Here is a 24,308-nt window from a genome sequence, read left to right on the forward strand (position 1 = left end):
TGAAGTGAGTTTCAGCAAAATGGAGAAGGCCGTCAAGGGCCGAATTCGCGGCCCTCAGCCCCAGGGCGGCGCGACCGGCAGGGTGGCACGGCGGACCAGCGACGGCGCCCCGGTCTCGCGGTCGCGGCGGATCATGTACACCCCGCGGTCGCTGCCGAGTCGGGCGTGTCTCGGCTCGTCGCACGCGTCGAGCTCGATCGTCCTCGGCTCGCCCGGCCCGCCGAAGCCCCACGTGCGCGACTGGATGCAGCCCACCGCCTGGTCCTGGGGGGTGCACACCGACCATGAGCCGATCGGGTTGCCGTTCGGCGCCGCGTCGACGACCCCCGTCGCCGGCCCGAAGTGATTCCCCGGCAAGCCCCTGGCGACGACCCCTTTCACGCTCTCGCCGGTCGCCAGCTCGCAGCTGCCCATGATCGCCTCCTCGCCGTCGAAATGCTCCGAGCCGTCGAACAGCACGCGCGTCTCGGTCGTGGCGAGGCGCCCGCCGCCACACGCTGTCTCGACCCGGTTCGCCCCGTCCGGATCGACGAGGGTGACGAGCGGCCCGCCGAGCGCCAGCCGATCGCCCACGGCGTCGATGAGGTGCACGAACAGCGGCCCCTCGAAGTTCGCCAGCAGCTCCCCGGTCCACGACAGCGTGGTCACCCTCTCGTAGTCCGCGAAGCTCACCCCCACCGACGTGATCGCCATGTCCCGCGACGCGTCCGCCTTCGCCACCAGCAGCGGCTCCCCGATCGGCCCGTCGATGCCCGCCCGCACCAGCATCAGCGTCCCGCCCGGCAGCCCGCCGAGCACGCCGACCTCGTCGTGCGCCCGGTTGACGTGAAACGCGACCACCCACGCGTCCGCCAGCGCCGTGAAGTCGACCTTCGTCACCTGCCCCGACGGCTCGACGCGCTGCACCACGACCCCACCCGCCTCCGACTCGCCGACCACCCACGCGCGCTGCGAGTGCGCCAGGTCGAAGCCCAGCACGTCTTCCATCGGCGTCAGCGGGGCGCTCCACGCCAGCGGCGGCTCGACCGGCGAGGTGCACGCGGCGGTGCACGCGTCGCACTCGTCCTCGCCGTCGTCGCACGCCTCGCCCGGATCGACGACCCCGTCGCCGCAGCGGCCCGTCGGCACGTCGAGCCCACCGCTGCTCGTGCCGCCGGCGTCGCTGCTCGTGGCGCGCGTACTGGCGCCCGCAGTGTCGTTTTGCGGCTCGGGGCCGCACGCACAGATGATCGCCATCACCCACCACGGACCGCGCATCGGAGCAGCGTATCACCCTCACGCGGGCGTGCGCCACGACCTCGGGCCTGCTTCCAGCGAGCCGGCCCGATCGCCCCGACCCGATCGCCGGCCGCCCAGCCGCGTGAGGCTCGCCGTCAATCGTCGTGCTCGTCCTCGACGTGGACGATCGCCCCGGTCTCGCCGTCGACCTCCACCTCCTTGCGCGGCTGGCTGCGATCGTCCGGCTGGATCTCGATGCTGTAGATCCACCGCCCGCGCTCGCGCTCGAGCTCCGCGTCGATCACCGTCCCGGGCACCCGCTTCAGCGCCGTCGCCTGCGCCGCCTCGAGGCTGATCTTCGGCGTCGTCGCCTCGCGCGGCGCCGTCGCGGCGGGCGCCGTCGAGGCAGTCGGAGTGGCGGAGGTCGCCGCGTGCGAGCAGGCCGGCGCGAGCGACAGGAGGAGGGACATCAGCAGGAAGTGCATGCTCGCAGCATGCCGTCCGTGGCCGCCCACGGCCCGTTAAGCCCTCGTGAAGCCGCGGCGTCGGCCTCGCGCTTGACCGCCATCGTTTCGCCCGCGAAAGTTTGACGCGTGGACCTCGACGCCCTCGTGCGACCGATCCTCGACCTCCTGCGGCGGGCCGACGCGCGCGACCCGAGGATCTCCGACCTCGCCGGCCCCGACGCTCACGCCGACGCCTTCGCCGCGCTCGGCGTGCCCCTGTCTCTCGGGCCAGGTGAACCGCCCGTCGATCCCGCTGCCCTCGCGCGGACGATCGAGGCCATCATCGCCCGCTCGGTGCGGACCCTGCACCCGCGGTTCTTCAACCAGAACTTCGCTGGCGCCGACCCGATCGCCGTCGTCGGTGATTTCCTCGGCGCCGCCCTCAACACCACCATGGCCACCTACGAGGCCGCCCCGGTGTTCACCTTGATGGAGCGACAGGTCCTCGCCCGCCTCGCCGCGCTCGCCGGCTGGAGCGCGCACGAGGGCCTGTTCGTCCCCGGCGGCTCCTACTCCAACCTCTACGCCTTGCAGCTCGCGCGCCTGCGGGTCGACCCCGACGCTCGCGAGCGCGGCCACGACGGCGCCGCGCGGGTCGCCTTCACCTCGGCGCACGGGCACTACTCCCTCGAAAAATCCGTCGTGCTGCTCGGCCTCGGCCGGCGCGCCTTGATCAAAGTCGCCTGCGACGAGCGCGGCCGCATGCGCCCTGACGCCCTCGCCGCGGCGATCGACGACGCCCTCGCGCGCGGGCAGCGGCCGTTCTTCGTCAACGCCACCGCCGGCACCACCGTGCTCGGCGGCTTCGACCCGTTGCCCGCGCTGGCCGACCTCGCCGAGCGCCACGGCTTGTGGCTGCACGTCGACGGCAGCTTCGGCGCCTCGGCCCTGTTCTCCCCCGCGCAGGCCCACCTCATGGCCGGCGTCGAGCGGGCCGACTCGCTGGCGTGGAACCTCCACAAGATGCTCGGCGCCACCCAGCAGTGCGCCGCCTTCCTGGTCCGCGGGACAGGTGCCTTGCGGCCCGCCTTCGCCGCCGGCGCCGACTACCTGTTCCAGCCCGACAAGCCGTTCGCCGAGCTCGACAGCGGCGACACCACCTTTCAGTGCGCCCGCCGGGTCGACGCGCTCAAGGCCTGGCTGCTGTGGAAGGCCCGCGGCGAGCCCGGCTTCGCCGCCCGCATCGACCACGCCGTCGCCCTCGCCGACAGCTGCGCCGCGCGCATCGCCGGCGACCCGCGGTTTCGCCTGGCCGCCCCGCCCTCGTGGGTCAACGTGTGCTTCTGGTGGCTGCCTCCGGCCCTACGGCCCCTGCCCGCGCGCACCGCCGACGTCGACGCCGTCCTCCATGATCTCGCCCCGCGGATCAAGGCCGCCATGCTGCGCCGCGGCGAGGCCATGCTCGGCTTCCAGCCGGTCGACGGCGGGCCCAACTGCTTCCGCCTGCTGTTCATCAACCCGGCGACCACGACCGCCGACATCGAAGCGACCCTCGAGCTGCTCGACGCCTGCGGCCGCGAGGCCTCGGCCGCAGGCGCGTGACATGTTCGTAGCGCCATGCCCTTCAGGGCATGCCCTTCGCTACATGCTCGAAACGACATGCTCCACGAGACATGTCCGCCCGTCCCCGAAGGACCTCGCAGTCGGCGCCGCGCCCGCGCCGCTCGAGGGCCGCATCGGCGACGCGCCCATGCCCGGGTTCACTCCTGGGCCAGGGCCCGGCGGCACCTGTCTTCAAGGACAGACGGACCCCGGCCCGCGCTCGTCCGCGCGCGACGTGGCGTGAGCCACGTGCAGCGGCCCGGCGAACGCGACCCGAACGGTGGTCTCCTCGCGCCGCGGCCCGAACCGCCGCGGGCGCGCGTGTGGCCGCGCGGCGCACAGCATGACGATCGCGCAAGCCGGCGCACGAGGCCGCGGAGAGCTGATAGAACTGTGTCCGTGTGGACCCGTGGCGCGGCCGCTCCGGGTGTGGCCCAGGAAACAATCTGACGCTGCGGATCGGCGCTATCGCGACGGACATGGAAGAACGCCAACACCACGAGCCTTCTCCGCCCCGCGCCCCGCTGTGGGCGCGGTTGTTCGGCCCGGTCGACATCGCCTCGCTGGTCTGCTTCCGCGTCGCGTTCGGCGTGCTGATGATGGCCGAGGTGGTCCGCTACATCCCGCGGATCGCCCGCTACTACATCGACCCGCCGCTGCACTTCTCCTACTACGGCTTCGAGTGGGTCCGGCCGTGGGCGGGCGACGGCATGTACGTGCACTTCGGCGTGCTCGGCCTGGCCGCCCTGTGCATCACCATCGGCCTGTGTTACCGGCTCGCCGCCGCGGTGTTCTTCCTCGGCTTCAGCTACATGTTCCTGCTCGAGCAGGCGCGCTACCTGAACCACATCTACCTGCTGTGCCTGATCGCCTTCATCATGATCTTCGTGCCGGCGCACCGGGCCTTCTCGGTCGACGCCTGGCTGCGGCCGAAGCTGCGCCGTGACACCGCGCCGAAGTGGGCGCTGCGGCTCGTGCAGCTGCAGATCGGCATCCCCTACGTCTACGGCGGCCTGGCCAAGCTCAACCCCGACTGGCTGCGCGGCGAGCCGATGCGCATGTGGCTGGCCGAGCGCGCCGACCGGCCGATCGTCGGCCCGCTGATGACCCAGGAGTGGGTCGTCTACTTCTTCAGCTACGGCGGCCTGCTGTTCGACCTCTTCATCGTCCCGGCGATGCTGTGGCGGCGCACCCGGCCGTGGGCGTTCGTCGCGGCGCTCGGCTTCCACTTCATCAACGGCAACATCTTCACCATCGGCATCTTCCCGTGGGTGATGGCCGCGGCGACGCTGATGTACTTCCCGCCCGACTGGCCGCGGCGCTTCCGCGACCTCCTCGGCCGCCTGCTGCGCCTGCCGCCGGCCGCGGCAAAGCCCGCACTGCCGCCCGCGCCGCTGCCGACCCGACTCGGCCGCGGCCAGAAGTGCCTGCTGACGTTCCTCGGCGTCTACACCGCCTGGCAGCTGCTGTTCCCGCTGCGGCACTGGCTCTACCCCGGCGACGTCGCCTGGACCGAAGAGGGCCACAAGTTCTCGTGGCGCATGAAGCTGCGCGACAAGGGCGGCAGCGTCGCCTACCACGCCACCGACCCCACGACCGGCGAGTCGTGGAAGATCGACCTGCGCGGCAAGATCAAGCGGTGGCAACTGTCCGAGATGACAGGCCGACCCGAGATGATCTTGCAGCTCGCACATTACCTGGGCGAACAGCTGCGCGCCGAGGGCATCCCCGATGTCGAGATCCGTGCTCTCGCCCCTGTTTCGCTCAACGGTCGCGAACCCGAGTTCCTGATCGACCCGGAAGTCGACCTCATGAAGGTCGAACGAAGCTTGCTTCCGGCAACCTGGATCCGCCCCGAAGCCCCGCTCGAGCCTGCGGCCGAGGCGCGTCTGTCAGAGATGTAATCCGCGGTTAATCGACCCGGAAACACTGTTGCCGCTAATCCACTGGGCAGCGCGGACGATCGACCTCGTCCGCCCACGCCCAGATGCTTGGTTGGCTCATCCATCAATCGATCCAGCTCCGTTTGTTGATGCTGGGTCTCCTGCTGACGCTCCTCGTGGGCGGCGGCCTCGCTGCGCGCAACCTCCCGATCGACGCGCTGCCCGACATCTCGACGATCCAGGTCAGCGTGCTGACCGAGGCGCCAGGCCTGTCGGCGCCGGAGGTCGAGCGCAACGTGACGTTCCCGATGGAGAACGCGCTCAACGGCGTGCCCGGGCTCGAGGAGCTGCGCTCCGTGTCCCGCGCCGACCTCAGCGCGATCACGGTGGTGTTCCGCGACGGCACCGACCCGTGGTTCGCGCGCCAGCTGGTGTTCGAGCGCATGTTGCAGGCGCGCGGCGACCTGCCCGACGGCCTGCCGACGCCGCAGCTGGCGCCGCTGAGCACGGGCCTCGGCGAGATCTATCAGTTCGTGGTCCGCTCGCCGGTGCACTCGCGCAAGCAGCTGCGCACGCTGCTCGACTGGGAGATCGTGCCGCGCCTGCGCGGCGTGCCCGGCGTCATCGAGGTCAACACCCAGGGCGGCGAGCTCAAGCAGTACCAGGTGGTCGTCCAGCCCGACCGCCTGGCCGCCTACGGGCTGACCCTGCGCGAGCTCAGCGAGACGCTGTCGTCGGCCAGCGCGATCATCTCCGGCGGCTACATCGACCGCACCGCCGAGTCCTTCACCCTGCGGGCCGTCGGCACCTACACCGGCGTCGAGGACCTCGAGAGCGTGGTCCTCAAGGTCGCGCCCGACGGCACGGCGATCCTCGTCAAGCACGTCGCCAACGTCCGCGACGGCGCCGCCCTGCGCCACGGCATCGTCACCTACATGGGCGAGGACGAGGCCGTCGCCGGCGTCATCATGATGCTGCTCGGCTCGAACAGCCGCGACGTCATCTACGCCGTCAAGGACCGGGTCGCCGAGATCCAGTCCGAGCTGCCGGCCGGCGTCGTCATCGAGGCCGTCTACGACCGCGCCGAGTTCGTCGAGCGCACCCTCTCGACGGTGGTGAAGAACATCCTCGAGGGCGCCGCGGTGGTGTTCCTCGTCCTCATCGTCCTGCTCGGCAGCGTCCGCGGCGCGCTCGTGTGCGTGCTCGGCATCCCGGCCTCGATGTCGGTGGCGCTGTTCGGCATGCACTGGGCCGGCGTCGCCGGCGACCTCATGTCGCTCGGCGCCATCGACTTCGGCTTCCTCGTCGACGGCCCGATCGTCCTGCTCGAGGCGCTGATCGCCACCTTCGCCGGCCAGCAGCTGACCAACCGCGAGCGCGCCGACGCCTACGCCGCCTCGCTGTCCCGCGTGGTCCGCCCGGTCGCCTTCGCGGTGGCGATCATCATGCTGGTGTACATCCCGCTGCTCAGCCTCGAGGGCGTCGAGGGCCGGCTGTTCAAGCCGATGGCCACCACCATGGCGTTCGCGCTGTTCGGCGCGCTGGTCTACTCGGTGGCGTTCCTGCCGGCCTTGCTGGTGCTGTTCGTCCCGCCGGCCAAGCACGGCACCAGCGGCTGGCTGCGCGTCCTCACCCGCGGCTACGAGCGCGCCCTGCCGTGGGCGATGACGATGCGCTGGCCGCTGCTGATCGGCGCCGCCATCGTCCTCTTCATCACCGGCGGCATCTTCGCCGGCAAGGGCGCCGACTTCGTCCCGCGCATCGACGAGGGCGACATGGTGGTCAGCCTGCGCCGCCCGCCCTCGATCAACCTCACCGAGGCCAAGCGGCTCGACCTCGAGGTGCAGAAGATCCTGCTCGGCTTCCCCGAGGTCGACGGCACGCTCGCGTTCACCGGCCGCGCCGAGGTCGCCATCGACCCCGCCGGCAAGGACAAGACCGACATCGTCGTCCCGCTCAAGCCCAAGGACGGCTGGACCACCGCGCACGACCTCGACTCGCTCAGCGTCGTGTTCAAGGACGCGATCGAGTCGCGGGTCCCGAGCACCTTCGTCTCGATCTCGCAGCCGATCGAGGACCGCAACAACGAGATCATCTCCGGCTCGCGCGCCGACATCCAGATCATGGTCCTGGGGCCCGACCTGCTCGAGCTCAAGCGCATCGCCGACTCGATCGCCGCCGCCGTCCGCCCGATCGACGGCACCGGCGACCTCCGCGTCGAGCAGGTGCTCGGCATGCCCGAGCTGACCGTCAAGCCCGACCGCGCCCGCCTGGCCCGCTACGGCGTCGCCCTCAAGGACGCCCTGCTCGCGGTCGAGGCCGCCCGCGTCGGCCTGCCGATCGGCCTGGTCTACGAGGGCCAGCGCCGGTTCGACGCCCGCCTGCTGGTGCCGCCGCGCGAGCCCCGGCCCGAGGCGCTCGGCGACCTGTTCGTCGAGACCGTCGACGGTCACCGCGTGCCGCTGTCCGAGGTCGCGACCATCGAGGAGACCGAGGGCCCGGCGCAGATCCGCCGCCAGGACCGCATCCGTGTCGTGCGCGTCGAGGTCAACTTGCGCGGCCGCGACCTGGTCTCCTGGGTCGGCGACGCCATGGCCGCCGTCGAGCAGAACGTGCCGCTGACCCCGCCCTACAAGGTCACCTGGAGCGGCCAGTTCGAGAACTTCCAGCGCGCCAGCCAGCGCCTCGCCGTGGTCGTGCCGATCTGCCTGACCCTGATCTTCGGCATGCTGCTCTGGAACTTCCGCGACGTCCGCTACGCAGCCGCCGTGTTCGCCCTGGTCCCGTTCGCCCTCATCGGCGGGCTCGCCGGGCTCATCCTCCGTGACATGTCGTTCAGCATCCCCGCCGCCGTCGGCTTCATCGCCCTCGCCGGCGTCGCCGTCCTCAACGGCGTCGTCCTCGCCTCCGAGGTCCGCACCGCGCTCGACGAAGGCCACCGCTTCGACGAGGCGCTGATCAAGGGCTCCTCGCACACCATGCGGGCCGTCCTCACCACCGGCGCCGTCGCAGCGCTGGGCTTCCTGCCGATGGCCCTCGCCACCGGCGCCGGCTCCGAAGTGCAGCGGCCGCTTGCGACGACTGTCGTGTTCGGTATCGGCGCCTCCACCATCCTCACCCTCTTCCTCCTCCCTGCCCTGCTGAGGCTGGTGCTTCGCCGCGAGCGCCGGGCCAGCGAGAACGTGACGGATCTGTAATGTCCGAACAAAAAGCCGCCGTGTATGCTTCCAGACCCATGAAGGCGCTGATCGTCGAGGATGACGTCAAGGTCGCGCTCTTCATCGCCCGCGTCCTCACGGAGGAGGGATGGGTCACCGACCAGTGCACCCACGGCGCCGACGCCGTGCGCCAGGCGCGGTCTGTCGAGTACGACATCATTCTGCTCGACTGGATGTTGCCGGACATCGACGGCCTCGCCGTGTGCCGCGAGCTGCGGCGGGCCGGCTCGGTCGCGCCGATCATCATGTTGACCGCGCGCGGCGAGGTCTCCGAGCGCGTGCTCGGGCTCGAGGCCGGCGCCGACGACTACGTCGTCAAGCCGTTCGAGATCGACGAGCTGCTGGCCCGCGTCAGCGCGCTGCTGCGGCGGACCCAGGGCTTCGGCCGCTTGCAGGTCGGCGGCCTCGAGATCGATCGCCTGCGCCGCGTCGTCACCCTCGAGAACAAGCCGGTCGATCTCACCGGCCGCGAGTACGCGCTGCTGCTGTGCCTGGCCAGCCAGGAGGGCCGCGTCGTCGCTCGTTCGGAGTTGCTGACCCAGGTCTGGGCGACGCACTTCGACCCCGGCTCCAACCTCATCGACGTCCAGATCAGCCGCCTGCGCGACAAGCTCGGCGACTACGCGTGGATGATCGACACCGTGCGTGGCAAGGGCTACCGTCTCCGGCGCGACCCGCCATGAGCCTCCGCGTCCGCTACGTCGTCGCGACCTCGGCCATCACCCTGGTCACGCTCGGCGCCGCGTCGATCGCCGTCACCCTCGCCGTCAACGCCAGCCAGGAGAAGCAGCTCGACCTCGCCCTCATCCGTGAGGCCCGCGAGGAGGCCGCCGAGGCCGACAAGCTCGGCGGCGACGAGCTCGCCATCTCCAACCGTCCGGGCCCGTTCGCCAACGACGTCGGGCCGCTCACCAAGTACGCCGTGATCTACGGCTCCGGCGACCGCGTGATCGCCCAGACCCTGTCGTGGCAGCGCGACCCGCCGCCGCTGTCCGAGCTGCCGCCGCCCGACGGCAACTGCTTCGACCTGTGGTCGGCCCACGAGCACCTGCGGGCCGTGCACGTCGACATGCCCTCGCACGACGGCATCTCGCTGCTGCTCGCCGCCCCGCGCGCCGACCTCGACGGCGACGCCCGCTTCCTCGAGCGCGCCATGGCCACCGGCTTCGCCGTCGCCCTGGTGTGGACCGTGCTCGTCGCCCTCGCCGTCGTCCACCGCCTCACCCGCGACCACCGCACGATCGCCGAGGTCGCCCGCCGCGTCGCCGCCGGCGACCTCGCCGCCCGCATCGACCTCCGCCACGGCGACCGCGAGATCGTCCAGCTGGCCCGCGACATCGACGCGATGATCGAGCGCCTCGGCCTGCTGCTCGGCCTCCAGCGCCGCTTCGTCGCCAACGCCGCCCACGAGCTGCGCTCGCCGCTGACCACCCTCTACGGCGAGCTGTCGCACGCGCTCCGCCGCTCGCGCGACGCCAGCGAGTACGAGCGGGCCATCCGCGAGGCGCTCGAGAGCACCTCGCGTCTGCGCCGCCTGACCGAGGACCTGCTGGCCGTCGCGCGCATGGGCGCCGCCGGCGACGAGGCCGGCGAGCCGGTCGACATCGGCGAGCTCGGGCACGAGGCGATCGGCCTCGTCCGCCACGAGAGCGACGCCAAGGGCGTCAAGATCGAGTGGGACGGCCCGGGCGCCGACGTCGTCGGCCGCGCCCACGACCTCGTGCGGCTGCTCCGCAACCTGCTCGAGAACGCGGTCCGCCACACGCCCGCCGGCGGCACGGTGCGCGTCCACTGCCGGCCCGGCCCGGCCCGCGTCGAGCTGAGCGTGCGCGACGAGGGCCCCGGCGTCCCGCCCGCCGAGCGCGAGCAGATCTTCGAAGCCTTTTATCGAGGCACCCGCGAGCGCGGCGCCAACGACGGCGGCACCGGCCTCGGCCTCACCATCGCCCGCGAGATCGCCCACGCCTACGGCGGCGAGGTCGTCGTCGCCGCCGAAGAAGGCCCCGGCGCCGTGTTCGCCGTCACCCTCAAGCGCGCCCCCGACGACGCCTCCGCCAAGGCGTAGCGGCCCGCCTCGCAAGCATGTCCTCCAGGGCATGCCTCAAAGACAATGCCCCGAAGGACATGGCTTCTCGGTCATGTCCTTTCGAGCATGCCCGAGAGACCATGTCCTCTCGCGCTGGCACGCGATCCATGTCTCTTGCGGCCGCGACGCCGCCTCTCACCGCCGGTTCGCCAGCAGCCCGCCCCACCAGGCTGTCGGGAACGCCGTGGCGACGACCGCGAGCGCGTACCACTTCGGCCCGAACTCCGGCCCCGCGCCCCAGGTGGCGATCGCCCCGAGCGCGCTCAGCACCAGCCCGATCGTCGCCAGCACCGCCACGTGGCGCATCGGCCGGCGCCGGGCCAGCCGCCCGGTCACGAAGCCGCCCGCCACCCCGAAGCCCACCCGGTAGGCCAGCGCCAGCAGGAACAGCCCGTCGGCCATCGGCTGACCCAGCGGCGGAAAGACCCCGCTCGCGTGCATGAAGGCGTCGGTCGCCACCGACAGCACCACCGTCGTCACCAGGCCCGCCAGCACCGGCCCGACCCGCCACAGCGCCCTCGCCAGCGGGCTCGAGTTCTCGTCGGGCGACATTTCAGGGTCTCTCATGGCCGTTCTCCTCGTCCTCACCCTCCACGTCGAAGCCGAACCCGCCGGTTCGACATCACCCCGAAGATTTTTTCGCGCCCCTCGCGCAAACCTCGATCTACCGGTCCGCAGTCACGCCGCGCGCGGTCGCAGCAGCCGGCTGAACCCGTGGGCCAGCACGATCGCCGTGAACTTGAAATTGCGCAGCAGCAGGGCTGGCCACGAGATCGGCAGCGGCCCCTCGTCGCTGCGGGCCGGTCGCTGGCTGAAGCAGCGGGCCAGGCGGTCGCCGAGCCGGGTGATCCACGCCACCGAGCGCGGCGCCTCGTGGATGCCCGCCAGCCAGCGCGGCGGGATCGTCCGCGGCCCGCTCGCCGCCCCCGCCAGCCCGCCGGTGATCGCCGCCACCGTATCGGTGTCGCCGCCGAGGCGCACCGCCAGTTCGACCGCCGCGCCGACGTCCCGCGGCGCGCTCGCCCAGCAATACAGCGCCACCGGCACGGTGTGGTGGATATATCCCGACACCCCCGTGACCTGTCCCAAAGCGCAGGCGAATGTCTCTGCTGGATCTCCGCGCCGCAGGTGCTCCGCCGCCAGCGTCAGCGCCGCCGTCAGCTCGCGATCGTCCGCCGCCTCCGCCAGCGCTGCCAGCAGGCCCGCCGGGTCGTCCGCCGCCTCGTCGTACACGATCGCCGCTGCCGCCCGCGCCACCGCCAGCGCCCCGGCCAGCGCCCGCGGATCGCTATGGGTCATGCGCGTCGAGCGAGCCACGAACGTCGCCAGCCGCACCGGATCGTCGCCCACGCACACCCCGAGGATCGCCGCTCGCATCGCCGGCCCGTTGCCCGCCGACTCGACCCCGCTGCGCTCCGGCGACCAGCCGAGCCACAGCCGCACCAGCGCCCGCAGCGTGCCCCAGCCGATGCTCGCGGGCAGCCCGAGCAGCCACCCACGCAGCCGCCACGCCAGCGAGCGGGCGAACGCGCGCGAGTCGTCGGGCGCCGTCAGCAGCGCCTGCCCCGTCATGCACGCGTGCTCCGTGTCGTCGCTGATCATCCCGCGCGCGCCGATCAGCGCGTGCTGCAGCGGCGCCGCGCCGACCGCCGCGCCGATGCGCGCCCGCGTCAATCCTTCCCACGGCAGGCCGATCGCGTCCCCCACCGCGCCCCCCAGCAGACAGCCCACGATCGCGTCTCTCAACTCCATGCGCACCTCCGGCCCGCCTCACAGCAAGCCGCGCGCCAAACCATCGCGCAGACAGGAAGTCACCGCCGCCTCGCGGTCCCTCGCCGAAGCTTGCCATCGTGGCGCGACGCTCCTCCGCCTCCGTCATGAAGCATCGGCGTCGGCTCGCTGGCAGCGCCGGGGCTGTGGCTGATGCCTCGGCTTCGCCTCCGACGCGCCCGCACGACCTCTTCGTGCGCCTCGCCGTGGCCCGCTGCGGCCGCCTCGTGCTCGCTCGACGCGTCACCCGAGCCCTCGCGCCCGCTGACAATTCGTCGCGCAGGCCCGCCTGACAAATCGTCGACCTCGACGCCGCGACCCGGCCCAACCTGTCAGCACCCCGCGACATCGCGCCGTCGGCTCCAGTCATCACCACCGCGATGTCCTTCGTCGCCCGCGCGCGCGAACGGCCGCGCTCCCGCGCCCGGCCTCGGATTGCGTCCCTGGGCTCGCGCGGGCATCCTCGCGGCTTCAGGAGCGGTTTCCGATGATCGACATCGTATGGGACATGGAGACCGGCGACCCCGACGACTTTCTCACCCTGCTGCTGCTGCTCGGCCACCCGCAGGTCAACCTCAAGGCCGTCACCGTCACGCCCGGCACCCCCGATCAGGTCGGCGTCGTCCGTCGCGCCCTCGAGTGGTTCGGCCGCGACATCCCGGTCGGCGCGCACGACCTCGATCATCAGCCGCGCTCGGTCCGCGAGGGCAACGGCCCCGGCGACGGCCGTCACGGCGCGCGCGGCGTGTGCGTGTCTTCGTGGCACTACAAGGCCTACGGCGACATCCCGCCCTCGCGCGACGCGGCCCCCGGCGGCGAGGTCTTGCACGCCCACTGCGACGAGTCGACCACCCTCGTCACCGGCGCGCCGCTCAAGAACCTCGGCGCCGCCATGCGCCTGCCGAACTTTCGCGTCGGCCGCCTCGTCGTCCAGGGCGGCTTCGCCGGCGAGGGCGTGGTCCCGCCCGAGCGCCAGCTCGAGAAGTTCCGCGGCCTCGTCACCTGCCCGACCTACAACCTCAACGGCGACCCGCGCTCGGCCGAGGCCGCGCTCGTGCACCCTGGCATCGGCGTGCGCCGCTTCGTCGCCAAGAACGTGTGCCACGGCGTCTACTACGACGCCGACATGCACGCCGCCGTGACCGCCGTCAAGCACCGCAGCATCTCGCTGCAGCGCATCTGGCAGGGCATGGAGGTCTACCTCGACAAATCGCCCGCAGGTAAAAAGTTCCACGACCCGCTCGCCGCCTGCTGCGCGATCGACGAGGCGATCGGCGAGTGGGCCGAGGTCGAGCTCTACCGCGCCCGCGGCGGCTGGGGCTCGCGCCTGAGCCCGGGCTCGAACACGTGGATCATCACCGGCCACGACCACGCCCGCTTCGTCCGCACCCTGCTGGCCACCGAGCCACCTGTCTGAAGGGCCAGGCTCGAAGCGGCACCGCGCGCCTCTCCCCTGTCCTCATGGACATGTCTGCTCGCCACCGGCTCACGGGCATCGAGGTCCGCGACCGCCTCGCGCGCGTGGCCTCACGCCCCTCGTGATCCCCGCCGCGCCTGGCGTGCTACAACCCAAGCGCGTGGAGGTCGAGCGCACCCGACACGGGCCCTTCGAGCGGCTGTCCTTCGCCTTCGCCACTGCGACGGGTCGCAGCCAGCACTCCGTCTATCGCCTCGGTGACACCTTGATCGACGCTGGCGGCACCGTCGCCACCAAGGAGCTGCTCGCCCTCCTGCGCGATCGGCCCCCGCGGCGGATCGTCTGCACCCATCAGCACGAGGATCACGTCGGCAACATCGCCGCCATCCGGCGCGCCTTCGGCGACCTGCCCGTGTTCGTCCCCCGGCATCACGTCCCGATCGTCACCACCACGGCGCGGATCCCCGAATATCGCGCCCTGTTCTGGGGCCACCCCGAGCCCAGCGGCCCCGTCGAGCCCTACGACCCCGGGGCTGTCTTCGAGGACAGCTCCGTCGCCCTCGAGGCCGTGCTCACCCCTGGCCACACTCCCCATCACATCACCTTCGTCGCCCGCGACGGCGCCACCACCTACGCCCTCACCGCCGACCTCTACACCTCGCGTCCGCTCGAGGGATGGTTCGAGTCGGCCGCCGACGACATGATCGCCTCGCTGCGCCGCATCGCCGCCCGGACCCCGGACCTGGTCGTGCTGCCGAGCCACGGCCGGATCAAGCCCGACGGCGCACGTGTCCTTTCAGACATGTCCGTCTGGATCGAGCGCGAGGCGACGCGGATCCACCTCGCCGCCGAGCGCCTCGGCACCCGCGACCCGCGGGCCATCGCCGCCGCCGTCTACGCCGACCTCGGCCCCGACCTCGCCGACCTCGGCTCCGGCGGCGAGATCAGCCGCGCCGGCTTCGTCCGCTCGATCCTCAGCCCCAACCGCGGCCTGCCCGTCGACCCCCCGTGAGCCGCGTCATTGCGGCCGCGGATCGCGGATCGAAAGGATCTTGATCCGGTCTTCCTCCTGCATCAGCTCGATCTTCATCAGCCGCACCGACCGCTCGCAGTTCAGGTGGATCAGCGTGCCGCGCACGCTGACGAGGTCGGGCTCGCCGAGCGAGCAATCGCCGTGCTTCGACCGCACGTCGAGCAGGAACCGGCGGATCTTCTCCTCCTCGAACTTCTCGCTGAAGCTGCGGCGAAACAGCGCCGGGTCCCACTGGTCGTACAGCCGCATCACCGCCTCGGCGGCCGCGCGCACCGGCTCCGCGAGCGCGACGCCCCGCGCGGCCATCATGATGCGGGCGATCTTGCCGGTCTCCGGCGACAGCGAGAACTGCACCTCGAGCTGCCCGTGCTCGCACTCGTGGCGGTACCGCACCGCCTCGTCCTTCACCATCATCGGTTCGCCGGCGCCGCACTCGCCCACGCGCGCCCGCAGCCACTGCACCCACTCCTCGAGCCCGACCGAAGGCTTCTCATACAGACCCGCCGCCGCCTCGAGATCGAACGTGTTGAACAGCGCGATCACCTGCGACGCCGCCTGCGCCTGCTCGTGGCTCGGCGGCCGCGGCACCCGCCAAAGCAGCTCGACGAGCCCCTCGGTGAACCCCGCCAGCCGCTGATTCTTTGATGCGGGGGACGCCTCCTCGATGACGGAGCTGCTCCCCGTCTGCGAATCGCCCTCCGCTCGCGGCCCCGCCCCCTCGGTCGTCGAGCCGTCGGCGGTCGACGGCGATCCACCTGCGAAGAACACCAGGCCGATCGCAACGATCAGCGACGCCAGCAAGATCAGTCGTAAGCGCATATCCGCCAGCATAACCGAGCGCCGTCGAACGCGCGCGAGGCGGATCCATCGATCCATGTTCCTGCCCCTTTAGGACAGGATGACCCCGACCCTAAGGCCCCGAGAGCGCCGCCAGCTCGGGCCGCGCGCGGATGATGTCGTCGACCAGCAGCGGCATGTCCGACGCTGCCCTCGCCGCCTCCGCGTGCTCCGCCGCCGCCGTGCGGTCTCCGGCCTCTGCCGCCAGCGACGCCAGGTCCAGCAGCAGCATGCTCGCGCGCAGCGACACCGCCTGATCGGCGCGACGGCACAGCTCGAGCGCCCTACTAAAATCATCGCGGGCCGGCCCCGGTCGCTTCGCCCGTCGCTGCAGCCGCGCGCGCCAGGTCAGCAGGTCGGCCGCGCGCAGCATCGTCGCCGGGCTGCTCCCCGGCGGCGCCAGCGACTCGGGCGCCAGGCTCGACAACATGTCCAAAAAGACAGGTGCCACCCGCGGATCGTCGAGGTGATTGACCCCCGTGTTGCGCCACGCTTCCGCCAGCACGTCGAAGTAGCGCGCCTCCCACATGGCCCGAAGGACAGATCCGACCTCCGCGTGGTACCCTCGCAGCAGTGTATGCAGCGCCCCGCGGGCTGCTGGATCTTCGCTCGCCAGCAGCGCCTGCCACAGCGGCGCCGCCTCGGCCGCGCGCCCGGCCTGGACCAGCAGCAGCGCCTGCAACGCCTGCTCACGCGGCCCCGCCGGCCCCGAGCTCGCCAGCGCCGCCAGCGTCGCCACTGCGTCACCCTCGACCGCCGCCGCCGCGTACTGTCGCGCCGCTGCCGGCCTCGCCTCTGCCTCGTCCTCGACCGCCGCGGCTTGCGAAGCCTCGGCCTGCGGCTCGACGATCCGCGCCCCGCGGATCGCCACCTGGTGGACCTGCGCCGACAGCCACGCCGGCACGTCCCCGCCCGCGCGCAGGATCAGCCGATAGCGCCCTGGCCGCCCGAGCCGCCCCGTCAGCCGCTCGCGCATCGTCCGTGATGCCCCGTCGTCGACATCCGTCAGCGTGCAGCCCAGCTCGCCCAGCGGCGCCACCGCGAACACTCGCAGCCGCCCGCGCGAGCGCACCGCCGGGTCCGCCGGCAGCAGCGGCGGCTCGTGATTGACATAGAACCGCTGCTCTCCGGCCTGACACTGGTACTCGCGCAGCGTCGGCTGCCCGCCGCGGCTGGTCCCGTGCGTCATCAGCCCCAGGCGCAGCACTGGCCGCTCCGGCTCCGCCTCGGGCACCAGCTCGAGCACCAGCGACGCGCTCCACTCGCTGTGCTCGAGCGTCACGTCGAAGCTCACGTCGATCGTCTCGCCGTCCCACTCGAGCGGCAGCTCCGCCAGCGGGCCTGCGCTGGCCGTGCGGACCTGCAGCGTCCCTTCCAGCGGTCTTCGGCGCAGCGCCAGCGCATCTGCGATCGTCCACGCCGGCGCCAGCGGGCGCTCGAAGCCGATGTCGATCGGCGGGTGCTCGTAGGTCGCCCGCACCAGCCGCTCGCGCTGCGTCAGCAGCTCCGCCGCCTCGTCCGCCGCCAGCCCTGGCCGCGTCCGCAGCGACTCGAGCGCGCGCAGGGCCCGGTCGTACTCGCCGAGCCGCAGGTGCGAGCGGAACGCCCCCTGCAGCGCCGCCGTCGCCTCGTCGCCCTCCGCCGCCGCGCGGTACAGCGCCAGCGCGGCCGCGTCGTCGCCCAGCCGCTCGCGCAGCCCCGCCGCGTCGACCAGCACCGCCCGTCGCAGCTCGCCCGGCGGGCTGCGCCGCGCCAGCGCCTCGTACGCCGCCGCCGCGTCGGCCGTCAGCCCCAGCCGCCGCAGCTCGTCGGCCCCGGCGAACGCCCGCCGCAGCCCCTCGTCGCTCACCCCTGACCGATCGGGCATGTCCTCGCGGACAGGTTGCGAGATCGGCAGCTGCTCCGTCCCTGCTCCCAGCAGCCACAGCTCGAGCGCCCCCGTGCGCGCCTGGACCTTCGCCACCAGCTCGTCCGCGCGGTCGTCGTCGACCTGCACCAGCCGCAGCACCTCGATCCCGTCGAGCACCGCTGGCACGAACCCGCCGCGCTCGTCCTGCAGCTGCACGATCGAGTGCCGGACCCCGCGCTCGAAGTAGTGATTGACGAAATCACCGCGCCCGTCGCCGTCGACATCGCCGACCAGCGGCTGCCAGTGGACCCCGTCGGCCTTGCCGCCCTCGTCGTCGCGGAGGAACGGCACGTGCGCGCGGCGGACCAGCCGGTCGTTCGACAGCGCCAGCAGGTACGTCCCCGGCGGCGCCCCGTGCGGCTGGTCCGCCGGGAACACCAGCGGATTGGGCTCGCGGTGGAACACCTCGGCCACCACCTGCACCTCCCCCCGATCGCCGCGCAGCGTCCCGAGCCCGAACGCCTGGCCGATCTTGTCGCGCGCCACCGTCACCAGCTTGCCTGTCCCCGGGGACAGCCGCAGCACGCGCACGTCGTAGGCTCGCCAGCCGCCGAACGCCGCCACCAGCTCCTGGCGCCCGTCGCCGTCGAGGTCGGTCGCCAGCAGCGAAGTCACGACCGACTCGACGCTGTCGCCGACGTCGTAGACCATGCGCGTGGTGAAGCCGCCGGCCCCGTCGGGCTCGACCGCGGTGATCTGGCACGAAGAACCTGTCCCGACGTACAGCTCGCGCTCGCCGTCGCCGTCGAGGTCGGCCGCGGCCGTGGCGAGCACCTGGCTCTCGGGCCAGGTGAAGATCTTCTCGATCCCGCCGCCGCTGCGCCGCCCGTACAGCGTCAGGCCGTCCTCCTGCGCGATCACCTGCCCGCGCAGCGGATCGACCACGTCGACGCGGCCGGTCCCCGGCGGGAACGCGTGCTTCCACTTCGGCGCCAGCGCGCCGTCGGCCGTCGCCGCGTGCAGCACCGGCGGCCCCTGCCCCTGCTCGAGCAGCCACACCTCGTCGCCGACGCGGCCGTAGACGTGGTGCACGTCGGTGAACGCGGTCCGGTGCGCCAGCGCCAGCGCCTCCGCCAGCGCCCGCTTCGGCCCGGTCAGCCGGGTCGCCGCCGCCGCGAAATCGCGGCGGGCCAGCGCCACGTCGCCGCGCACCGCCGTCAACGTCAGGTCGGCCGCCGCCTCGGGGTGGCGCTGGTCGAGCAGCGCCAGCACCTGCCCCAGGCCGTCCCACGCCATCTCGGCGCGCAGCAGCCCGACCAGGCCGAGCAGCGCTTCACGGCTGTCCTTTGGGTCATGTGCCAGCGTGAACGCCCGCGCCTGGGCCGAGATCGCCGCCTTGCGCTGGCCATCGGCCTCGCGCCGGCTCGCCTCGCCAAGCCACGCGCGGGCGATCGCGCGGGTGTCCTTGTAGACAGGCTCGCCCAGGAACCCGGCCAGCAGCCGCTCCCCCGCCGCCGCGTCGCCCGCCGCCCGCGCCTCGGCGATGCGCGCCTCGAGCTCGACCACCGCCGCGGCCGCGTCCTCTTCTCGCTGCGCCCGCCGCAGGCGCTGCTGCAGCGCCTGCACCAGCAGCCCGACCGCGATCACGATCGCCGCCGTCACCAGCGCGACCCCGGCGACCCGCCGCCGCCTCCGCCGCGCCTTGCGGGGGTCGTGGTCGAGCGCGGCCAGCAGCGCGCCCATGTCGGGGAACCGCGCTTCTGGCCGAAAGGACAGGCCGCGCCGCAGCGCCGCCGCGATCGGGGCCGGGACCGCCAGCCGGCCCGGGCTCGACTCGAGCGTCGCGTGCGAGATGGCCGCCAGCATCTCGGTCGCCTGCCCGCCGGAGAACGGCCGCACCCCGTGCAGCGCCTCGTAGACCGCGACGCAGAAGCTGTACTGATCGGAGCGCGCGTCGGCCGAGCGGCCCAGCCACTGCTCGGGCGACATGTACGCCGGCGTGCCGAGGATCGCCCCCGTGCGCGTCAGCAATTGCTCCGTGCTGTCGAGCGGCGTGCCCGGCCGCCGCGGCTCCGGCTGGTCGCGCGCGGCCACCAGCCCGAAGTCGAGCACGCGCGCGCGCCCGTCGGCGCCGACCAGCACGTTGTCGGGCTTGAAGTCGCGGTGCACCAGCCCGGCCGCGTGGGCCGCCTGCAGCCCGCGCCCGGCCTGGCTCATCACCGCCATCAGCTCGGCCCAGCCCGCCCCCGCCTCGCGCCGCGCCTCGACCCACCCGCGCAGCGTCGGCCCGTCGACGTACTCCATGGCGATGAAGACCTGCCCGTCGCTCTCGCTGACATCGTGGATCTGCACGACGTTGGGGTGCGACAGCTTGGCCAGCGCCTTGGCCTCGCGCAGCACTCGCGCCAGCAGGTGGACATCGTCGCGGTCGCTGCGGACCATCTTGATGGCGACGATGCGGTCGAGCAGCTCGTCGTAGGCCGTGTAGACCACGCCCATCCCGCCGCGCCCGAGCACCCGCAGCAGCGTGAAGCGGCCGAGGCGGATGTCGGCGGGCAGCTCGTCGTGGGTCGCGTGCTCGGGCTTCGGCGCGTTCGTGCTGGTGAGCGTGTCGGCGTGGCTGATCCGCGCCGGATCTTCCGACGCCGGCCCGCTCTCCGCGGTGTCGCTCACCCGCTCGCTCACCCGGCGAGTATGCCAACCCCGCGCCACCCGCAGAAGTCGAAGCGACCGACCGGGCTCCGTGCAGGCGCCCACAACATGTCTTTCGAGACATGTTTTTAGAGACATTTGTCCGACGACCGTCCGCACGGCCTCTCTGGCGCGTTCCCGCGGACCGCGCGCAAGCAGGCGACCCGTGTTACACTGGCGCGCACATGCGGGTCTGCATCCTCGGCGCCACCGGTCTCGTCGGCCGCGAGCTGCTCCACCTCATCCCGCGCGCCTGGCCGGGCGCGCAGCTCGCCCTCCACGCCAGCCGCGACCAGGAGCTCGACCTCGACGGTCGCCGCTTCGAGGTCAAGGCGGCGCACCACCTCGACGACGTCGACGCCACCGGCGGCCAGCTCGCGTTCGTCGCGCTCGACGACGAGCACAGCGCCCGCTACGTCCCGCGGCTCCTGGCCCTCGGTTACCGCGTCATCGACAAGAGCAACGCCTACCGCGGCGACCCTGCCGTCCCGCTGGTGTCTGCGGGCGTCAACGACGGCCTCGTCGGCGAGGAGGTCCGCCTCGTCGCCAACCCCAACTGCACCACCATCCCGCTGACACTCGCGCTCGCCCCGTTGCGGCGCAGCTTCGGCGTCCGCGCGGTGGCCGTCTCCACGTACCAGGCGATCAGCGGGGCCGGCATCGCCGCGCTCGACCAGTTCTTGCTCGACGCCCAGGTCGGCTACGCCGCGCACAACCGCCTGGGCGCAGCCTTTTCGCCCTCGGGGTACGCCGGCAACACGGTCCCGCACAACGGCAAGACCGACGACACCGGCTTCTCGGCCGAGGAGCGCAAGCTCATGACCGAGAGCAGCAAGATCCTCGCCTTCCCCGACCTGCCGATCTCCGCCCAGGCCTGCCGCGTCCCCGTCGCCGTCGGCCACTACGAGCAGGTCTGGCTGACCTGCGAGCAGCCCGTCACCCTCGACGCCGTGGCCGCCGCGTGGCAGAGCGGCGCCTTCCTCCGCATCGTCCCCACCGTCGACGGCGCTGGCCTGTCGGCGCTCGCCTGCGTGCACGAACGCGACCTCGCGCTGGTCGGCCGCGTCCGCCTCGTCCCGCACGATCCGACCACCGTCTGCTTCACCGTCGCCGCCGACAACCTGCGCCTCGGCGCCGCCACCAACGCGGTGCGGATCGCCGCGCGCTGGTTCCCCGCCGTCGACCCGACCTTGCAGGCCCCTGCCAACCTGCCCTGAAAGCCAGATGACGACACCACCACGCAAGTTGGCGATCGCGACCGGCGGCGGCGACTGCCCCGGCCTCAACGCGGTCATCCGCGCCGTCGTCCTGCGGGCCCACGCCGCCGGCCTCGAGGTCCTCGGCGTCGAGGACGGCCTCAACGGCCTGCTCGAAGGGACAGGTGCCACCGTGCGCGCCTTGACCCCGCTCGAGGTCACCCCGATCCTCGGCCGCGGCGGCACCATCCTCGGCACCACCAACCGCTGCAGCCCGTTCGCCTGGCGCGACCCTGACGGCACCACCCGCGACCGCGGCGACGAGCTGCTGGGGCGGGCCCGGGCGCTCGGCATCGACGTCCTGATCAACGTCGGCGGCGACGGCTCGCAGGCCCTCTCGCTCGAGCTGACGCGCCGCGGCATGACCGTCATCGGCGTGCCGAAGACCATCGACAACGACCTCGACGCCACCGTCGAGACCTTCGGCTTCGGCACTGCTGTCCAGGTCGTCACCGACGCGCTCGACCGCCTGCGCACCACCGCCGAGTCGCATGACCGCACCATGATCCTCGAGGTCATGGGTCGTCACGCCGGGTGGATCGCCCTCCACAGCGGCATCGCCGGCGGCGCCGACGTCATCCTCATCCCCGAGCTGCCTTACGCCCCGGCCCACGTCGCCCGCGACCTCATGCGCACGCTCGGCGGCGGCCGTCACTTCGCCCTCGTCGTCGTCGCCGAGGGATGCACCTGCGTCGGCGGCGAGGTCACGCAGCGGCCGGTCTCCGGTGGCCTCGGCCCTTCGAAGATCCTCGGCGGCGCCGGTCAGCGCGTGGCCGAGGAGATCGCCGCCGTCGTGCCCGAGCTCGAGCTTCGCGTCACCGCGCTGGGTCACATCCAGCGCGGCGGCACGCCCACCGCCTACGATCGCCTGCTCGCCAGCCGGCTCGGCGTCGAGGCCGTCGAGGCCGCCCTGCGCGGCGAACGGAGCGTGCTCGTCTCGTCGCAGCCGCCCGACATCAAGACCGTCCCGCTCGAGCTCGCCGTCAAGAAGATGCGGGCCGTCGACCCGAGCGGCCAGCTCGTCGCCCACGCCCGCGGCCTTGGCATCAGTTTCGGCGACCTCTGATCGCTTGCGCGGCGATGCGCGATCTTGGTTGCGGCCCGACGCAACCCGCGCCATCCTCCCGCCTCCCATGGACGGAATCAGTCAGGCGATCCTCGAGCACGCGGACGGTGCCGGCACCCGCGGCGTGGCCATGGGGCAGCTTGTCGACGCGCTGGTCGGCCGCGGTTACACGCCCGAGGCCGTCGAGCAGGCGATCTGGTCGCTGCTCGGCGCCCGTCGCCTGACCCCGAGCGGCTTCCTCTGCCGTCAGCTGCGCCGCCGCGACACCTTCGGCGAGATGGTGCAGACCCGCTGCTACGAGCTCCTGCTGGCCCCCTGGTCGAGCGAGCTCGATCACCAGCTCGACCTCGACCTCGCCGCCGAAGCCGAGGTCGAGGCCGAGCGAGACGACCCCGCGCCATGACCCTCGGGGCCTGCGAGCGCTTCGTCGCCGACCCCGGCCAGCGCGTCGCCGAAGCTGTCCTCGAGGACATGCGCCGCGCCGGCCTCGCGACCTGGGCCGTCACCTGGTCCGAGCGTCACCGCGTCGCCGCGCGCCCTGGCGACCCCGGCCTCTACCTCGCCCTCGCGCCGATGGACGGCATCACCGACGCCGTCTATCGCCGCCTCTTGACCGACCAGTTCGGCGGGCGCAGCGGCATCAGCCTGTGCGTCTCCGAGTTCGTGCGGGTCACGCGAGACCCGGTGCCCGCCGCCGTGCTCTTGCGCGACGTCCCCGAGCTCGCCCACGGCGGCCACACCCGCGCCGGCGTCCCGGTGTACGTGCAACTGCTGGGCGGCGACCCCGAGCCGCTGGCCGAGACGGCTCGCCGCGCCGCCGAGCTCGGCGCTCCCGGCATCGACCTCAACTTCGGCTGCCCGGCCAAGACCGTCAACAACCACGACGGCGGCGCCAGCTTGCTGCGCGCCCCGCAGCGGATCCACTCCATCGTCGCCCGCGTCCGCGACCTCGTCCCCGCGCACATCCCCGTCACAGCCAAGGTCCGCGTCGGCTGGGACTCGAGCGACGGCCTCGAAGAGATCGCCGTCGCCGCGGCCAGCGGGGGCGCCGCCTGGCTCACCGTGCACGCCCGCACCCGCGCCCAGCTCTACCAGCCGCCTGTGCGCTGGCCCGACCTCGCCCGCGCCCGCGCGGCCGTCGCGATCCCCGTGGTCGCCAACGGCGACCTGCGGGCCCCGGGCGACCTGTCCCATTGTGCAGCCCAGAGCTGCTGCCACGCCTTCATGATCGGTCGGGCGGCGATGGCTCGCCCTGACCTGTTCGCCGTCATCCGCGGCGCGCGCCAGGACCGACCGCTGCCGCTCGCCGAGCTGGCCGGCATCGTCCGCGACTACCACGCCGCCATGCGCGACGACGGGCTGGAGCCGGGCCGCGCTGTCGCACGGGTCAAGCAGTGGCTGCGGCTCGCTGCCCAGCTCGACCCGCGCGTCGAGCCGCACTTCGCCGCCACCAAGACCGCCGTCGCCTGGCCGCCGATCGACGCCCACCTCGCCGGCATCGTCGACGACGATTCGTAAGATCGTCCGCGCAAAAAACCCCGCACAGGCTGATTGTCGAGTTCTGCCTGCGCGGGGGTGCTGCGTCTGCTTGATTTTGTATGGAAGCCAGCGGCGTCACCAGCCGCGCACGAACCCGAGGCCCAGCGACACGAGGGCCGCGAACAGGAACACCAGGAACAGCGCGCGCGCCATCCCGGTCGCCGTGGTCGCCGCGACCTTCGGGGCCGTGCTCACATAGCCCGAGAACCCCAGCGCTCCGGCCAGGAGCGCGAGCGTCAAGAAGCTGACCGTCCAAATGAGCATCGCTCGCCTCGCATCTGCGCAAGTTTCATGAAACGGCCCGCCGGACCTGTCAAGCGCGCTACCGACCTCGAGCAACCCACGTCGCACCTGGCGCGCCCCGCGAAACCCCTGACACGATCTTGATGCCTCGCGG

At 72.5% G+C, this 24,308-nt stretch carries 18 protein-coding genes; 11 read left to right on the top strand and 7 right to left on the bottom strand.

The window, feature by feature from the left end; genetic code table 11:
- Positions 1-54 precede the first annotated feature (54 nt).
- A complete protein-coding gene (locus POL25_RS35470; protein WP_272090780.1) occupies positions 55-1,257 on the bottom strand; it encodes a hypothetical protein in 1,203 nt (400 codons plus the stop codon).
- A gap of 116 nt (positions 1,258-1,373) precedes the next feature.
- Positions 1,374-1,703 carry a PepSY domain-containing protein gene (locus tag POL25_RS35475; protein WP_272090781.1) on the bottom strand — a complete coding sequence of 110 codons (330 nt, stop codon included), beginning with the start codon at positions 1,701-1,703 and terminating at the stop codon, positions 1,374-1,376.
- Between the two features lie 108 nt (positions 1,704-1,811).
- On the opposite strand from POL25_RS35475, the gene POL25_RS35480 reads away from it, so the two are divergent.
- The 5 genes from POL25_RS35480 (at position 1,812) to POL25_RS35500 (ending at position 10,432) form a co-directional block, all read left to right on the top strand.
- Positions 1,812-3,266, top strand: a complete 1,455-nt coding sequence (locus POL25_RS35480; RefSeq protein ID WP_272090782.1) for a pyridoxal phosphate-dependent decarboxylase family protein — start codon at positions 1,812-1,814, stop codon at positions 3,264-3,266.
- Between the two features lie 479 nt (positions 3,267-3,745).
- Complete coding sequence (locus tag POL25_RS35485; protein ID WP_272090783.1) at positions 3,746-5,170, top strand: HTTM domain-containing protein; 1,425 nt, start codon at positions 3,746-3,748, stop codon at positions 5,168-5,170.
- 83 nt (positions 5,171-5,253) lie between these two features.
- Positions 5,254-8,346: an efflux RND transporter permease subunit gene (locus POL25_RS35490; RefSeq protein ID WP_272090784.1), complete on the top strand. Its 3,093-nt coding sequence runs from the start codon at positions 5,254-5,256 to the stop codon at positions 8,344-8,346.
- 38 nt (positions 8,347-8,384) lie between these two features.
- Complete coding sequence (locus POL25_RS35495) at positions 8,385-9,050, top strand: response regulator transcription factor (protein WP_272090785.1); 666 nt, start codon at positions 8,385-8,387, stop codon at positions 9,048-9,050.
- Positions 9,047-10,432 (top strand): sensor histidine kinase, encoded by a 1,386-nt coding sequence (locus POL25_RS35500; RefSeq protein ID WP_272090786.1) that lies wholly within the window; start codon positions 9,047-9,049, stop codon positions 10,430-10,432. Before POL25_RS35495 ends, POL25_RS35500 begins: the two co-directional genes overlap by 4 nt.
- Positions 10,433-10,588: 156 nt before the next feature.
- Here the strand turns inward: POL25_RS35500 and POL25_RS35505 are convergent, their stop codons facing one another.
- Entirely contained in the window at positions 10,589-11,020 is a 432-nt protein-coding gene (locus POL25_RS35505; protein WP_272090787.1) for a hypothetical protein, read from the bottom strand.
- Positions 11,021-11,131: 111 nt separating this feature from the next.
- The gene (locus POL25_RS35510; RefSeq protein ID WP_272090788.1) at positions 11,132-12,205 is read right to left on the bottom strand and encodes an ADP-ribosylglycohydrolase family protein; all 1,074 of its coding nucleotides are present in this window, start codon (positions 12,203-12,205) and stop codon (positions 11,132-11,134) included.
- Positions 12,206-12,710: 505 nt separating this feature from the next.
- On the opposite strand from POL25_RS35510, the gene POL25_RS35515 reads away from it, so the two are divergent.
- Both POL25_RS35515 and POL25_RS35520 read left to right on the top strand, forming a co-directional pair.
- Positions 12,711-13,640 (top strand): nucleoside hydrolase, encoded by a 930-nt coding sequence (locus POL25_RS35515; protein ID WP_272090789.1) that lies wholly within the window; start codon positions 12,711-12,713, stop codon positions 13,638-13,640.
- 160 nt (positions 13,641-13,800) lie between these two features.
- Positions 13,801-14,652: an MBL fold metallo-hydrolase gene (locus POL25_RS35520; protein WP_272090790.1), complete on the top strand. Its 852-nt coding sequence runs from the start codon at positions 13,801-13,803 to the stop codon at positions 14,650-14,652.
- A 6-nt stretch (positions 14,653-14,658) separates the two neighbouring features.
- On the opposite strand, the gene POL25_RS35525 is transcribed toward POL25_RS35520, so the two are convergent.
- The gene (locus tag POL25_RS35525; protein WP_272090791.1) at positions 14,659-15,492 is read right to left on the bottom strand and encodes a hypothetical protein; all 834 of its coding nucleotides are present in this window, start codon (positions 15,490-15,492) and stop codon (positions 14,659-14,661) included.
- Positions 15,493-15,583: 91 nt separating this feature from the next.
- Positions 15,584-20,044, bottom strand: a complete 4,461-nt coding sequence (locus tag POL25_RS35530; RefSeq protein WP_272090792.1) for a serine/threonine-protein kinase — start codon at positions 20,042-20,044, stop codon at positions 15,584-15,586.
- 191 nt (positions 20,045-20,235) lie between these two features.
- On the opposite strand from POL25_RS35530, the gene POL25_RS35535 reads away from it, so the two are divergent.
- From POL25_RS35535 to POL25_RS35550, 4 genes are all read left to right on the top strand, one after another.
- Complete coding sequence (locus POL25_RS35535) at positions 20,236-21,267, top strand: aspartate-semialdehyde dehydrogenase (protein ID WP_272090793.1); 1,032 nt, start codon at positions 20,236-20,238, stop codon at positions 21,265-21,267.
- Between the two features lie 7 nt (positions 21,268-21,274).
- Positions 21,275-22,372, top strand: coding sequence for a 6-phosphofructokinase (locus tag POL25_RS35540; protein ID WP_272090794.1), 1,098 nt, complete (start codon positions 21,275-21,277; stop codon positions 22,370-22,372).
- 67 nt (positions 22,373-22,439) lie between these two features.
- A complete protein-coding gene (locus POL25_RS35545) occupies positions 22,440-22,775 on the top strand; it encodes a hypothetical protein (protein ID WP_272090795.1) in 336 nt (111 codons plus the stop codon).
- Complete coding sequence (locus POL25_RS35550; RefSeq protein WP_272090796.1) at positions 22,772-23,890, top strand: tRNA dihydrouridine synthase; 1,119 nt, start codon at positions 22,772-22,774, stop codon at positions 23,888-23,890. Before POL25_RS35545 ends, POL25_RS35550 begins: the two co-directional genes overlap by 4 nt.
- Positions 23,891-23,986: 96 nt before the next feature.
- Here the strand turns inward: POL25_RS35550 and POL25_RS35555 are convergent, their stop codons facing one another.
- Positions 23,987-24,175 (bottom strand): DUF1328 domain-containing protein, encoded by a 189-nt coding sequence (locus POL25_RS35555; protein ID WP_272090797.1) that lies wholly within the window; start codon positions 24,173-24,175, stop codon positions 23,987-23,989.
- Positions 24,176-24,308 lie beyond the last annotated feature (133 nt).

Source organism: Nannocystis bainbridge (assembly GCF_028368995.1).
In the GTDB taxonomy this organism is placed as follows: domain Bacteria; phylum Myxococcota_A; class Polyangia; order Nannocystales; family Nannocystaceae; genus Nannocystis; species Nannocystis bainbridge.